Origin of the sequence: Streptomyces sp. NPDC007901, from assembly GCF_042959465.1 — a bacterium.
Taxonomy (GTDB): Bacteria; Actinomycetota; Actinomycetes; order Streptomycetales; family Streptomycetaceae; genus Streptomyces.
In genome coordinates this window covers 87,060-101,608 of sequence record NZ_JBIBKW010000010.1, presented here as the reverse complement: position 1 = coordinate 101,608, position 14,549 = coordinate 87,060, and the positions used below count along the sequence as shown (strand labels likewise).

Annotated in this window: 10 protein-coding genes and 1 pseudogene; 5 read left to right on the top strand and 6 right to left on the bottom strand. The window is 69.8% G+C overall.

What is annotated here, in order from left to right:
• Positions 1-188: 188 nt before the first annotated feature.
• Positions 189-290: pseudogene (locus ACFZDK_RS30175) on the bottom strand (phosphate transport system regulatory protein PhoU); the annotation flags it as partial.
• On the opposite strand from ACFZDK_RS30175, the gene ACFZDK_RS30170 reads away from it, so the two are divergent.
• Positions 276-590 (top strand): hypothetical protein, encoded by a 315-nt coding sequence (locus ACFZDK_RS30170; protein WP_390977075.1) that lies wholly within the window; start codon positions 276-278, stop codon positions 588-590. The pseudogene ACFZDK_RS30175 and the gene ACFZDK_RS30170 overlap by 15 nt on opposite strands.
• A gap of 470 nt (positions 591-1,060) precedes the next feature.
• On the opposite strand, the gene ACFZDK_RS30165 is transcribed toward ACFZDK_RS30170, so the two are convergent.
• Positions 1,061-1,288 (bottom strand): hypothetical protein, encoded by a 228-nt coding sequence (locus tag ACFZDK_RS30165; protein WP_390977074.1) that lies wholly within the window; start codon positions 1,286-1,288, stop codon positions 1,061-1,063.
• Positions 1,289-1,543: 255 nt separating this feature from the next.
• The gene (locus ACFZDK_RS30160; RefSeq protein ID WP_390977073.1) at positions 1,544-5,290 is read right to left on the bottom strand and encodes a hypothetical protein; all 3,747 of its coding nucleotides are present in this window, start codon (positions 5,288-5,290) and stop codon (positions 1,544-1,546) included.
• 315 nt (positions 5,291-5,605) lie between these two features.
• Here ACFZDK_RS30160 and ACFZDK_RS30155 point away from each other — a divergent pair, with 315 nt between their 5' ends.
• The 4 genes from ACFZDK_RS30155 to ACFZDK_RS30140 all read left to right on the top strand — a co-directional run bounded on the left by ACFZDK_RS30155 (position 5,606) and on the right by ACFZDK_RS30140 (position 10,408).
• Complete coding sequence (locus ACFZDK_RS30155; protein ID WP_390977072.1) at positions 5,606-5,752, top strand: hypothetical protein; 147 nt, start codon at positions 5,606-5,608, stop codon at positions 5,750-5,752.
• 8 nt (positions 5,753-5,760) lie between these two features.
• Positions 5,761-6,762, top strand: a complete 1,002-nt coding sequence (locus ACFZDK_RS30150; RefSeq protein WP_390977071.1) for a peptidoglycan-binding protein — start codon at positions 5,761-5,763, stop codon at positions 6,760-6,762.
• A 137-nt stretch (positions 6,763-6,899) separates the two neighbouring features.
• Positions 6,900-7,511 carry a hypothetical protein gene (locus ACFZDK_RS30145; protein ID WP_390977070.1) on the top strand — a complete coding sequence of 204 codons (612 nt, stop codon included), beginning with the start codon at positions 6,900-6,902 and terminating at the stop codon, positions 7,509-7,511.
• Entirely contained in the window at positions 7,508-10,408 is a 2,901-nt protein-coding gene (locus tag ACFZDK_RS30140; protein ID WP_390977069.1) for a M48 family metalloprotease, read from the top strand. The genes ACFZDK_RS30145 and ACFZDK_RS30140 overlap by 4 nt, the downstream gene beginning before the upstream one ends.
• 918 nt (positions 10,409-11,326) lie before the next feature.
• Here ACFZDK_RS30140 and ACFZDK_RS30135 read toward each other — a convergent pair.
• From ACFZDK_RS30135 to ACFZDK_RS30125, 3 genes are read right to left on the bottom strand one after another with little or no spacing between them, the layout of a single operon-like run.
• Entirely contained in the window at positions 11,327-11,674 is a 348-nt protein-coding gene (locus ACFZDK_RS30135; RefSeq protein WP_390977068.1) for a nuclear transport factor 2 family protein, read from the bottom strand.
• A gap of 48 nt (positions 11,675-11,722) precedes the next feature.
• On the bottom strand, positions 11,723-13,057 hold the full coding sequence (locus ACFZDK_RS30130; protein ID WP_390977067.1) for an acetyl-CoA carboxylase biotin carboxylase subunit family protein: 1,335 nt from the start codon (positions 13,055-13,057) through the stop codon (positions 11,723-11,725).
• The gene (locus ACFZDK_RS30125; RefSeq protein WP_390977066.1) at positions 13,054-14,544 is read right to left on the bottom strand and encodes a condensation domain-containing protein; all 1,491 of its coding nucleotides are present in this window, start codon (positions 14,542-14,544) and stop codon (positions 13,054-13,056) included. Before ACFZDK_RS30125 ends, ACFZDK_RS30130 begins: the two co-directional genes overlap by 4 nt.
• Positions 14,545-14,549 lie beyond the last annotated feature (5 nt).

Here is a 14,549-nt window from a genome sequence, read left to right as displayed (position 1 = left end):
CGCCCGAGAACCATGAGCGGATCTTTACGTCACCACCGCAGGGCGAGCGTGTGCGGTACCCATTGGAATGCCGGCGGGGTGGCGGTGCGGGATCAGCAGCACCGCCACCCCGCCACCCCGCCACCCGGGCGGGAGCCGGGGCTACGGCCGTAGCGGCCTCCCCCGCGGCCCGGTCCTGGCCGACCAACTCACGGCGCTGTGGACAGTTCGGTGGCCAGGTCGTCCGCGTGCTCGCCGGTGACCAGGTAGACCACGCGGCCGGCGATGGAGACGGCATGGTCGGCGAAGCGTCACAGGTCGGCGGCCAGGCCCGCCGGGCCATACAGCTGGCCCGCGAGAGCCCCCCGGACCGCCCGGCCGAGAACACCGAGCAAGCCTGGCAGGACATCGCCCACCTGATCGCACAGAAGCAGCCCGGCCCCTACGACGCCGTCACCCTTCTGAAGGATCTCCGCGAGGTCCACGACCGGGCGGGCGCCCCCGAGGAGTTCGCCCGGCGCCTGCACGACCTGCGCGACCTGCGCGAGCAGCACCGTGGCAGGTCCTCACCGATGCGGCGCTTCACCGACGCCGGCCTGACAGCCCACTGAGGCGCGTTCAGATGCGGTCGCGCAGCCTCAGTAAATCCGGATCCCTCATCCGGCAGGGGGCGCGCACGGGCGCGGACCCTGCGCTTCACGCCCAGCCAGCGTCCCCAACGGGAGCGTTAGGCCATGGCCAAACCGGATGCCGCACAGCGTCATCCAACACCATCACCCGTCACCCGTATGCCCGGAATTGCCCACCCGTACAGTAAAGTCGCAGGTCACGATAGGGATACGAAACAGGTTCGAGTCCCGTCACTCACCCCACGAGAGAGGCCCGTGACCTGCGGAAACGCAGGTCACGGGCCTCTCTGCCGTTTGGCCACGGCCGAACCACGGCCCATACACCCGGGATTCGAGTCGCCCAGGAAGGAACGATAGCCGTAGGTCCGTATGGAACCTCGCTTAACGTATACGCCCAGTCGCATACCGTGTGATATTCCTGCGTTGATCCACCGGTGAGTGACGGGTTCTGATCAGAGCCATGGGGCCGTCCATCGGCAGGTCATCACGCCGATCGATGCTCGCCAGTGCCCGAACGCGTAGAGCGCGGGCTCGATGAACCACCAGCAGAAGCTGGGGTCGGGGTCACAGACGGCTGCGGCCATCAACGGCGCGAAGAACTCGCCGGACAGGGTGACGCGTTCGAGTAGTGGCTCGCGCACCGCATGGGCCATGTGCCGCGCGCCGGTCTTCCGGCACACTCGCCGCGTTGTCGGGGGCCGGCAGCCGAGCCACCTCAGCTGCGGTCGGGACTGCTGCAGAGTTCGGTGACACCTGACCACCGGGGCGGGCCAGTGCCGCAGACCATCGCGGTGCCGCATGGGCAGGGGTCGGATGTGCCGTTGCTCGAGGCGCGGCTGGCCGGACGGCGCAGGCGACGTCCTCGGGATCGGCCTTACTCCAGACCGGGTGATAGAGCGGGATGACCTGTTGGGCCTCCTCCAGAGTGAGCTCTTTCAGCACACGTCCCGATAGGCCAGCTCAGGAAGGTACGTCCGCCACTGCTCTCGTGTAAGTCCCCCGCCTGCCTGCTCGCAGACCTTGACGGCGATGCGCTGCGGGTCGACGGGATACGTCCGCAGCGATACGTGCTCTCCCGCAACCTGGAGGGTCCGGCCGTCGTGGGTGAAGGACAGAGCAAGGATCCGGTCTCCGGAGGTCGGCAGGGTGGATCCCATAGGCTGGCCGGAGTCGACGTCCCACAGACTGATGGTCCCGCTGGCCCCGCCGACGGCGAGAAGACTCCCGTCGGGGGAGAAGGCCAAAGCCGTGACGTCCTCCGGTTCGTCGGTGAAGTCCCTGGCCAGTGTGCCCGCGAGTTCCGCGGTGCGCCGTCGGCCGTCCTTGTCCCAGACGGACACCCAGCCCATGTCGTCACCGACGGCCAGCCGGTCGCCGGACGGGCTGAACTGCGGCAGAGTGGACACCCCGTTCCCCAGCTCGCGAACGGCGGAGCGACCGGACGGGAGCGCGACGAGCGCGGAATAGCCGGTCGCCAGAAGCCGTCCGTCGGGCCGCAGGGCCATGGAATGTGACGCGTCGTACGAGTGCGACAGATAGCGGCGTAGCCCGATACGGTGATGCGCGACCCGGTCTCCCGTGCGCAGGTCCCACCGCTCCCACACGTCCGCGTCAGACCGGTAGACCAGAAGGGAGTGCGGGTCGGGGCCGAGTACGAAGTCGTCGCCGAGGGGTTCGTCCGGGTCCTCAGGCGTGATGTCCATGGATGAGCTCTCTTGCGTCCTCCGGGTGTCCCAGACCCTGATCCGCTCCGGCCAGCGCCGCGACGACGGTCCGTCTACCGTTTCGGTTCCGTAGGCGAATGCGGAACCATCCGTGCTGAACGTCATGTGGACGATGCATTCGTCCCCCTCGTCGTCGGACTCGCAATGCGCCGACGGCAGACGGGTACCGCGGTCTCCGGTCGTGGGGCGCAGCTCAAACTCGGCCGCGTTTCTGACGAGCCGGACGGTGGCGATGAGCCGCCCGTCCGGACTGAACCTCGCGTGATAGGTAGTGGCGTGCTGATGCCAGTGTGTGTCAGCCACGGTGTCGAAGGCGACGGTCCTGATCGCGGAGGGCTGGCTTCCGGCCCGCACCAGATAGCGGATCACCCCTGCTTCCGGGTCGATCCGCACGTCCTGGATCTGCTCATTGCGCAGGGTGTACCGCAGGACCAGATGCGGGGTACCGCCAACCCGCCACAGGGCGACCGTCCTGGAACCGGTCACGGCCAGGTACCTGCCGTCCGCACTGAATGCCAGCTCGTACGGATCGTCCTGAGAGAGCTTCGGCAAGTCATGTCTTCGGCCCGAGGCGGTGTCCCAGAGGCGTATCCGGTTGTCGGCGGTGGCCGCCAGGTATCCGCCGCCGAAGGCCAGATGGTTACCTTCGCATGCGCTGCGTCCGGCTGTGCGCACCCACGGTGCCCGCAGCCGCCGTCGGTCGGCGATGTCCCACACCTTCAACGTCCCGGACAAGCCCGTACACAGGACCATCAACTGACCGTCGGGACTGACGAGTGACTGCTGCACTTCCGAGGACTCGGCTCTCAGCAGCAGCCGGTGGCGCTGGATGTCCCACACCTGCACGGACTTGTCGTCCGTGGCGATCAGGGTCCTGCCGCCGGTCCCCAGCTCCACGTCGGAGACGTCGTCTCCCAGCTGGAACGGCCTACCGACCGCGGCACCCGAGTAGGCATCACGGACCTGCAGCGTCCCATCTCCCCGGTATATGAGGAGCCGGTGACCGTCGGAGGACACATCCGCCAGGCTGTCGTCGGCGGACATCCGGATCTCCCCCGAGGGTCGCTGTGTGGCGACGTTCCAGCGCAGTACCCGGTTGCCGTCCGCCATGACCACCGTCCTGCCATCGGCGCTGAGGAACGGATCGTCACTGGTCCGGGTCTCCGGTAGACGGAAGACAGCGCGCTCCGGCTGAGTGTCCGCTGCGAACAGCACCCCCTTGGTCTCCGTGGTGGCACTGATCCGCCAAGCAGCGACACTGAGCCGCATGGCCAAGACCGGGTCGGTGCTGCGCAGCGAGTCCCCGAGGAAGGCGATCCGTCGGGCCGTGGCCTCCGCCCGGCGCCTGTCACTCTCGCTGCTCTGCTGCCAGGCCGCGACTCCCGCCACCAGGGCGAGCACCAGTAGCAGCGACAAAGAAGCGGTGAACGTACGCAACCGCCGGCGTTCCCTGTCACGGGCCGCGCGACCGGCGACCAGAAATTCGCGTTCCAGCGGGGTGAGTTCGTCAGCTCGCCCCCTGGAGAGGAACTCTTCCTGGGCTGCGGCCAGCCGTACGCCCCGGTACAGCGCGCCCGGGTCCCGTCCAAGGTCCCCCCAGGCGCGCGCGTCCTGGGTCAGCTTGCGATGCAGAAGCAGCCGCTGCCGGTCTTCCTGAATCCAGCCCTGTAGCCGGGGCCAGGCCGTGAGCAGCGCCTCGTGTGCCAGGTCAACCGTCTCGCCGTCCAGCGTGATGAGGCGAGCCCTGGCCATGCGCTCCAAGACCTCGTCCCGGTCTCCAGGGACGAGCTGGTCGAGCTCAGCCCGGCTCACAGGACGGCGGGTGTCCGGGACACCCTCTCCTGGGATGACCAGCCGCAGAAGCAGCCGTCGGGCCACGTCGGCCTGGCTCGGCGCCAGCCGTGTGTAGAGATGTTCGGAGGTGCGGGCGATAGCGCCGTGCAGACCACCGGCTGCCTCGTAGGCTGTTTCGGTGAGGGCGCGGCCCTTACGGAGGCGCCAGGTTTCCAGTAGGGCGTGCGACATCAGCGGCAGGGCCCCGGGCTCGCCTTCGACCTCGTCGAGGATGCGCGCGGTCAAGGATCGTTCCACGATCATTCCCGAGGCCTGGGCGGGTTTGACGATGGCCTCACGCAGTTCGTCACGGCTCATCGGACCAGTCAGCAGGGTGCCGTCCTGCAATGCAGCGGTCAGCGAAGAGTGTTCGGCGCAGCGGCTGAGGAAGTCCGCGCGTACGACGATGACAACGCGCAACCGACTCGCCGGGTCGATGGCGACCAGGAGGCGGTCGATGAACTTGTCGCGTTCGGCCGGATCGGGGCAGAGAGTGTAGAGCTCTTCGAACTGGTCGACGATCATCCACGTGTCGCCGTCCGTGTCCTTCGGTATCAGGCGCTGCTCGTGGTTGCGCAGAGGATGCTCACCAGGAGTGAGTACGCGCAGCGCGGCCGGCCGCGGGCCGGCCGCGGCCGGGTCGCGGAGACGGGGGATGAGGCCAGCACGCAGCAAGGAGGATTTGCCACTGCCCGACGGGCCGAACACCGCCGTGAACCGGAGTGAGGAGGTGAGCTGGAACAGCCGGTCGGTGAGTTCATCTCGGCCGAAGAACAGGTTGGCGTCTCCGGGTTCGAAACGGGCCAGCCCCCGGTAGGGCGGCTCAGCGTCCTCGCCCTCGGTGCGCGGCTCGGCCGCCGCTTCCGCGGCAGCCTCACGCCACCGCGCCTCCCACTCGGCCTCATCGCCGTCGCAGGCACGCACGTAGGCCAGCACGACCGGCAGCGTCGGCAGCCGCTCACCCGCAGCCGCCTGCGACAGCGTGCTCGCCCCCTGGCCCGCGCGCTGCGCCATCACCCGGTACGTCGGGTTTCCGGTCTGCGCGCGGAGTTTGCGTAACTCGGCGGCAAGTCGCTGCGCCGGCCCGGCGCTCGGGTCGAGCGGACTCTCCGGACGCCCCGCCATCGACAACACCCCCGTTGCCCCGCTTCCCCCGTGGACGCGGCGCTGTGGCTCGTGAAGTTACGCGCGCCCGTGACGCAAGGGCAAACCACAGGCGCCTTCTTTGGCCAGCAGCCGGACTCCCCCCTTGTGAGCTGCAGTTCAGTCATTGATCAGGTTGGTGAAGGCGGCTGCCCATTCAATTCCCGGCCCGCTGAACTCGGTGGTGCAAGGCGGTCGCCAAGCCTCTTCGCCGGCCGCCGGAGAGCTCGACTGATCTCCGGTGCAAACGCGTGGCCCGGCGGCCGACGACCGAGAAAGCGAAAGGAGTGAGCGTTCATGAGCGAGAACGAGCAGACGCCGCCTTACCCGGAGGGCGGCGCGGGGGTCTTCGATGTCGACCCTGACCAGACCGGCGTCAGCCAGGACCCCACCCACGAGGTCACCTCCGACCTCGACGCACTCCCCGACGACATGGAGCTCTGACACCAGCCATGGGAACCGCAAACGGAATGATCGCCGCCGCCCGCAAGCTGCTCGGCACCACCGAGCACCCGCCCGGCTCCAACCACAACAACATCACCTCCTGGTACGGCTTCTCCGGCCCGTGGTGCGACATGTCCATCAGCTACGAGGCCGCCCACTCCGACAACCTCACCGCCGTCATGGGCAAGTTCGCCCTCACCACCGCCCACGCCCGCGCCTTCCAGGCCCACGGCCGCTGGCACTACGGTCTCGGCGGCGTCCGCCCCGGCGACGTCGTCTTCTTCGACTTCTCCGGCGGCCGCTCCATCAACGGCATCGACCACGTCGGCCTGGTGGAGGCCGTCCACTCCAACGGCACCATCACCACTCTGGAGGGCAACACCTCCGACGCCTTCCGCCGCCGGATCCGCGGCCGCGCCTGCGTGGTCGGCTACGGTCGGCCCGCCTACGACGGTGCGGCCCCCATGCCCAGCCACGACGGCATCCTGCGCAAGGGCTCCACCGGCAACGCCGTCAAGACCCTGCAGAAGAACCTCAACACCGTCCAGAAGGCAGGCCTCACCGTCGACGGACAGTTCGGCGCCGCCACCGACAAGGCGGTCCGCACCTTCCAGACGAAGCACAAGCTGACCGTGGACGGCGAGTACGGCCCGCACACCGCCGCCGTGATGAAGGCCGCCCTCTCCGGACACACCGGCGTCATCAAGCCCAAAGCACTCGTCGCCCCGGCCGGCCTGCTCACCGTGGACGGCGAGTTCGGACCCGCCACCTGCGCCGCCCTGCAGCGCATCCTCAACAGCAAGAGCGGGGCCGGGCTGGACGTCGACGGCGCGTTCGGTCCCCTGACCGTCAAGGCCCTGCAAGCGTACTTGCAGGTCACCACCGACGGCGTCACCGGACCCGACACCATCACCGCCCTCAACAAGCACCTCGGCCTCACCCCCCAGGACACCTGGGACACCAACACCACCGCCCAACTCCAGAAGGCACTGAACGCGGGAGCCTTCTGACCGTTCGGTGCCGGGCACCCCTCAGGTGCCCGGCACCGGCGGTCGAGGCCGGTTCGGATTACGTGAAGAACGCGGACAGCCAGGGAAATTCGCCATGCCGGATGTTCCCCCCGCAGTACCTTGAAGGGACTTGGCGCATGGACGTGATGACGGGGGATGCGGTGAACGGGGGACCGGAAACGGCTGTTGGGACGCCGGTGCGGGAAGTCGTCCGAGTGATCGTCAACGAGCTGGCGCCGCATGAGCTGATCTTGCTCGACGGGCTCCTCCTGGTGGACGACGACACCGCCTTGCGGCGACTTGCGAATGGGCAGGACCGCGATCCACTGGGATTCGGACTGGGTGAGGCCGCCGCTCTGGTGACCCCCGTGGTGTGGATGGCACTGGACGAAGCCGCACGTCAGATCGTCTCCGCCGGTGTTGCCGCCGCCGGCCGGCGTTCGAGGCTGTGGCTGCGCCGGATCGGGCGCCGACCGACGGCGCCACGCATGCTGCCTCCACTGGAACCGGGGCAGCTCGAAGCCGTACGTCTGCGGGTGGTTCAGCTGGCCGCCGAAAGCGGTCTGGAACGCGGGGCGGCCGAGGCGCTCGCCGAACGTGTCGTGGCCCGGCTCGTACTACCCGCGGAACAGGAACAGGTCGACAGCGCCGAACGGGACCCGGACGGCGGCGCGGGCCCGCACCCCACCGCCCCGGCGGACGCCGGGCCTCAAGACGGGCGCGGACCGGACGGGGGAGACCGCACATGAGCGCGGACGCGGCGCCGTTATTCCCTTCCGGCCGAGTGGACGAGCGCCTCCTCGGGGCCGGCACCGGTCCGCGGTTCATCCTGCTCATCGTGCTGTTCCTGACCAGCAGTGCCACCGTGGCGTCGGCCATCAGTCAATCGCTGACCGATCCCCGCAATATGTCCGTGGGCTGCGCCCTGGCCGCCGGAGCTGATCCGCACGGCGACTACCTGGGCGTTGGCCTGGCCACGGTCAGGGCGGACAAGGCATTCCGGGCATGTCTGGACCGCTTCGTCCCGCACGCCTCCCCCTGGCTGGTGCCGTCCGCCGTGACGGTACTCGTGCTGGTCGCCGTTGCCCTGTACTGGACGCTGCCCTGGTGGAAGCAACGCAACCGCAGGCTCGTACTGGTCGAGGCGATCGACCGGCACGGCGAGTTGCTCGCCGTCCTCGACGAACTCGTCGATGTCGCCGGCCTCACCCGACAGCCGCGCTTCGCCGTGGCCCCCGCAGCACGCACTGCGAGTGCCGTGGTTTTCGGACGGTGGCGCCGCCATGTCGTCTGCCTGCACGGCGGCCTCGTAGCGGTAAGGCACCGCGATCCGCTGCGGTTCCGCGCCGTGGTGCTGCACGAGCTCGCGCACATCCGCAACCGGGACGTCGACATCACCTACGCGACGGTGGCCCTGTGGCGCGTCTTCCTCTTCACCGTCCTTCCGGGCTACGCGGTCTGGACAGGGCTGTCCCTGCACGTGTCGCTGTCGTCGGCGGTGTTCGGCGCCCCGTCGCTGGTGGCCACCTCACGCGACATGGTGGCAACAGCCGCCATGATCGCTTTCGTCTTTCTGGCCCGCGCCGACATCCTGCGCACACGCGAGCTGTACGCCGACGCCGACGCCATCCGATGGGGGGCCGACCCGGCGGGCTGGCTCGGCGAGACCGACGGGGCGAACCGGGACCGCGGAAGGCTCGGTAGGGCTTTTTGGGCCTTCGTTTCCATGTGGCGGAGCCATCCCGACTGGGAGCGGCGCAGACGGGCGCTCGGCGACACGCAGGAGCTGTTCCGTTCCTCCGCGCTCACTCTGTTCCTCACCGGCGCGACCGCGTCGATCTGCGCCGGACAGTTGTACGGGTTCGGAACCGGGTGGATGGTCCGGCTGGCGGCGGACACGGTCGCTGGTCTGATCGCGGCGACGGTCGGCGTGACCCTGTGGCGCGCCGCGGCCCGAGTTGTGCTGACGGGCGGCCGAGCGGCCTCGGGTCTGCGCGCCGGGTGGTGGCTGGGGGTGGGGCTCGCCCTCGGGGAGGTACTGACCGGCAGCGTCTCCGGGTGGCGTGTGCTGCCCAGACACCCCGAGGTGTTCGCACTGCTCGTCGTCATCAGTGTGGTGGTCACCTGCTGGACGGCCCAGTTCGCCGACCTCGTACTGCGCTGCTGGCGGGGACGCAGCCTGCGGCCTGTGTTCGCCCTGGGTCTTCTGGCCACGCTGGTCGTTTTCGCCATGTCGTACGCCTGGTGGCAGAGCAGTGGCAAGCTCTTCGCGGCGGGCTGGCCGTACTCGGAGTCGGCGATCCGCGCGGCACTCCAGCAGGATCTGCCGGGTCCCGCCCTCGGCCGAAGCACGCTCACGGCGATCGCCGTGGTGATGTCGGTCGTCATGCCGTGGGAGGCGGACACGTCACTGCTGTGGGCGGTGACAGCCCTGTGGGCGCTGCCGTTGCTGGCGTGGGCGGGCGGGGCGACGGCCAGCACACCGACGTGGGTGATCCGTGCGCTGCCGCCGGGGGAAGACACCCTGTGGCAGGCCGGGCGGCTGCCGTCTCTCCGACGGCTCGCCCTGGCCGCGGCCCTCGGAGCCGGCAGCGCCTGTCTGGGTGTCGTCGTGGTGCTGGCCCGGCTGCACGCCGTGCGGCCACCGACCGGCCAGCTGCTGGGCCAGCAGGTCCTGCTGCTGGTGACATGGCTCGTCGTGGTACTCATCGGGGTGGTCGTGGCCACGGCAGCGGTGACCAGTGCGGCGACACCCCGGATCCCGGTGCCGGCCGCCGCCGCGGCCGCCGGGGTGACGGGACTCGCCGGCGTCACCGTCGCCTTCCTGCTGATCTCGGCCGATGGCTGCGTGAGCGGCCTGGCCACGCTGCGCACCACCTGCGCCTGGACGCCCGAGGGGGCCTGGCCGTTGACCGAGGTGGTGCTGCCGCTCGTTCTGGGACTGGCCGTGTTCGTCTCCGCCTTTACCGCCGTGGCCGCCATGGCGACCCGTCAGCTGCTGAGAGCGATGCGCCCGGGCACCGGTGACCGCGGCCGGCGCTCGCCTCTCCGTCCTCCGCGGAATCCCGCCCGGCTCAACGGTCCGACCCGCAAGGCCGCGGTGGCGGTGATCTGCCTGGCCGCCCTCACGCTGAGCACCGCAGCGAGTTTCCCCCTCGACGCCGGCGGACACTCCGGCGTCCGCACTTCGCTGACCCGTGAGAGCCTGGCTCCCGCACAGACCACCACGCCGTCCGCGGAGGTACTCACCCTCGAATCGGACGCATGGCTACGTCTCGGAGGGAGGAAGCTCCTGACCGCGATGACCGGCGAACTCCTGGGCATCATGACGGCCCTTGAGGACGACAGAGCCCTCACCGACCGCGGTTATGCGGCCCGCGTCATACTCCCGCACTGCCTCGGACTGCGGACGACCGCCCAGCAGCTCGGCGCCTACTTTCCTCTGCCCGACCCTGCTCTGGAGCAACGGTGGCCGACGCTGCTGGCGCAGGCCCGGGTGATCGGCGCAGACTGTCGGAGAGCCATCGACGACGGGAAGCAGGACCTCTACGTCAAGAGCATGGAAGAGATCCTCGGCGTCGCTGACCGTCTGCGCACCATCCTCCCCCAGGTGACCGCGCAAGCCGGTGCCCATCGAAGCCGGTGACCGCACCGGCAACCAGGGAGACGGTGGGCTGCGGCGCTGGGTGTCACAGCGCACCCACCTTGACGCTCACCCGGACACCGGGCCCGGCTGCCAAGGGGCCGAAGCGCAATACCTGACGGACCAGGTTCACCCCCTCGGCCCTGGCCCGGTTCACCAGCTGTTCGGCCGACTCCTGGTCCAGCTCGGTCAGTCACGCCAACTCGGCCCCCGTGCGTACGATGTGCGAACTCTCGCGGGGCCGCTCGTCCGCCGACAGTGACAGGCCCTCCGCCCGCGTCCGCTCCTAGCCACCCAAGAACACCGGCCAGGTAACACCGGCAGGCGGCACGCATGGACACGAACCCCACGCTTCACGCGCACCCGCCGTCCTCAACAGGAGCGTTTGGCCATGGCCAAACCAGACGCCGCACAGTGTCATCCAACGTCATCACCCGTCACCCGCATGCCCGGATTTGCCCACATGTACAGCAAAGGCGCAGGTCACGATAGGGATACGAAACAGGTTCGAGTCCCGTCACTCACCCTTACTCAAGGGCCCCTGACCTGCGGAAACGCGGGGCAGGGGCCCTTTGGTCACTTGGCTTGGCCAAACGGCCGGGTTTTCGATCTGCGGTCCGGGCCCATGGCGAACCATCAGGTATCGGGTCCGCAAGGACGGCACGGCGAGATTCCGGGTCCGCCGGCTCCATGGAGGACGCGGCCGTTCGTGGCAGTCCGAGAGGTTCGGAGAGCCGACCCAAGCAGAAGCCTTCTCGTTACGGGCCCCAGCCGGTCTAAGTCGTCGCTCGGCTGATCACCTGAGGGTCGACACGTTCACGGAGCCTTCGTCATCTTCAACCCTGTCTGCGCTCAGGGGATTTCAGCAGTTCTTCCAGCGCCGAGAGTTGCCGCTGATGACGAGGTGACTCCGGACGGGTGTCAGTGAGCGGGCCCGTGCAGGTAGGTGGTCCGGTGCCGAATGCTGCCCGCCTCCAGCAGGAACGTGTCCGCGAACCGTGCCACGATGGCACTCCCGTCCCGCCCCGTCCCGGTGAAGGTGCCCCAGCACGCGGCGGCCTCGCCCTCGGCGACGATCCGCTCGATCTTGTGCAGGCCCTGGGCGACGGGACGTTCGTGCCGGTAGAACTGCTCGATCCGGGCGAGCCCCGTCAAGGGGGCGGCTCCCGGGCGCTCGATCACGCAGTCCTCGGCCAGCACGGTCGGCAGGTCCTCCCAGCGCTCGTCGTCGATGATGGCGAGCAGGGCGGTCACGGGGGACGTGGTCATGAGCCTCTCCTCGGGCCTCGTTCGTTTCTCGGTTCGGCACTGCATGCGTCACTGCGTTCGTTGCATCGTTCGTTCCGACTCCCTCGGCACCGCGTCCTGCCAGGCACCGCAGGAGGCGGCACTCACGGTCCGTCGGCCGTCTGCGAAGGCGAACTCGTAGCTCAGGGTCTCCAGGGCACGTTCGATGAGCCGCACCATCGAGTCGTGGTCGTCGGCCACGCCCCAGATGACATCCAGCTCGTGCGTCATCACACCCCCGGGCAGCTGCTCTCCGAGGCGGACGAAGGTGCGGTAGCCGCTGATGCCCTCCCTCCTGCGGAGCTGCGCGGCGCCGTGGACGCCGAGCAGCCGGCATGGCTTCGTGGGGGCGAGCCCGTTGTGCTGGAAGTGCACGCGATCGGGACGCAGAGGCGCCAACCCGGGGTCGCGGCCGAGGGCGTACCGGGCGGCCGCCCGGACCAGGTCCACCCCGCAGGCCGTACGGGCCATCCCGTTGACGTGGCCGCCGAGCCGGCCGTTCACCTCGATGAGCCGCGGCCCGGCCGGGGTCAGCTTGACCTCGGTGTGGGTGAGACCGTGCTGTACCCCCAGGGCCGTCAGCGCACCCGTCACCAGGGCGAGGACCGCCCGCTCGTCGGTATCGGGGAGGTGGTGCGGCCAGAACCGCCCCGGCTGGCGGAAGGGCCGTACCAGCGGCAGCTTCCCGGACACCGCCAGATGCGTGATCCCATCGGGTGCGCACAGGCTCTCCACCGAGACGCAGTCGCCGAACGGCGCGCTGGGACGCCCCGGCAGGAGTTCCTCCACAACCAGCCGGGGGCCGCCCTCCGGAGCGGCGGGCAGCTGCGCGAACACCTCTGACACGAGGCGGGCTGCCTGCTGCTTGTCGTACACGGGGTGGGTGTGCCGACTGCCCGCGCCCCGTACGGGCTTGATCACCGCGGGCAGTCCGACCGCCGCCAGCGCGCTCGGCCAGTCCGCGGGAGAGCCGAGCCGCGCGCTGCGGACGTCGTCGACCCCCGCCCGGCGCAGCGCCGCCCGCTGGAGCGCCTTGTCGGTGAGCAGCAGCGCCGTGTCGGGCAGGTGGTACGGCAATCCTGCCGCCGCTGCCAGCCCGGCTGTCGTGCGGATCATGAACTCGCTGAACGTCGTGACACCGTCCGGGGCGAGGTGGCGGATCAGTGTGGCGTCCCCGGCGGGGTCGCCCGTCAGGGAGTGGACCGCGCCGAGCTGTTCGAGGACCGGGAGCATCGCCGCGACGTGCGGGGTGTCGGGGACCAGGAAGACGGCGTCCGCCGTGTCGGCCAGGCCCACGCCCAGCTCGCCGGGGGAGACCGCGCCGTCGTCGTACACAACGGCCAGCCGGGGCCGCCCGCGCGTCACGCGTCCACCGCTTCCGTGAGCGCTCGTTCGAAAAGGTCGGCGTACCGCCGGGCCGTGGAGGGCGGTACGAGGTCCGGGTCGAAGGCGACCACCACCCGGTCACCGCCCGCGATGCCGTCCAGTTCGACGTCCACCCGGAACGGGAAGCTCGGCTTGCCTCGCAGCCGCCACGCGCCTGTCTTCGGACCGGTGAGCCGGTCGAGCTCGCGGTAGACGCGGAAGTTGGTGACGTTGAGGACGGCGTCGAAGGCCGGGCGGCCGAGCCGGTTCTCGAGGTGCGCCAACGGGTATGCGCGGTACCGGCTGCCACTGCGCTCGGCCACCAGGCCCGCGGTGGCCAGCTCTTCCCAGCCGCCCCGGGCACGGACCAGTACCGGAAGGGTGTTGAGGTAGAGGCCGGCCACCCGGTCGGCACCCGGCAGCTCGGGCCGGGTGTTCATCACGAGACCGGTCACCACCTCGGTCCGGCCGGTCAGCTCCGCGAAGGAACGCGCATGGGCGGCCAGTACCAGTGACTTGAGCGGTACCCGCAGCCGCTTCGCCGCCGCCGTCAGATCCCGCACCAGCGCGGCCGGCAGCGGGAACCCGACGGCGTCGCGCGCGTCCGCCGCCCCGCTGAACCTGCCCCGCTCGGGAAACAGCAGGGACGGCGCCGTCTGGCGGGCCCAGAACTCAGCGGCCTCCGGGATCGAGGACTGCGCGAACTCGGCCTCGATGAAGGCACGTTCGACCCCGTCGGGCCGGGCGGGCAGGGGCTCGCCCTGATAGAGCGACAGCAGGTCAACGATGAGCCGGCCCAGGCTCCAGCCGTCGACCAGCGCGTGATGGACGGCCAGCGTCACCCGGAACGCGCCGTCCAGCACGTCGACGTGGCACCTGAACAATGGTGCAGCGCCCCAGTCGAGGGAGTTCGGCCGCTCCGCCGGAGCTCCCAACACCAACGGTGGCTCCACCGACGACCAGAACAGCTGCGCCGGCACCGCGTACGTTCCGAGGTCGAACGACGAGCGCAGCGCGGGGTGCCGATCACACAGTCCCGTCAGGGCCCACCGGAACCGGGGTTCGTCGAAGGCTCCGGCGACCTCCCAGTCCATCACCGAGTGGTACAACTCGGGGTCCTCGCTGCTCTCGCAGAGATACACCATGGCGATCTGGAGGGCGGACGCGGGCAGCGCCTCGCTGACTCCGGCCGGCAACAGGGAAAGGTCGGCGGGCGTGAGCCGGACGGCGGACGGAACCGGCCCGGCGGGCTCGTCCGCCGGGCCGGCCAGGTGGGCGGCGAGCGCGCGCGCTGTGGGGTGGTAGAGCAGGTCCCGCAGTTGCAGGGACACGCCCCGCTCGCCGGCGTCCGCAACCACCAGCAGAGCTGTCAGGGAATCGCCGCCCATCGCGTAGAAATCGTCGTCCGGACCGATCTGCTGGCCCTCCAGCCGACCGCTGAGAATCTCGCACAGCACCGCCGTGATCCGGTCGGCATCGGACTGCATCGTTC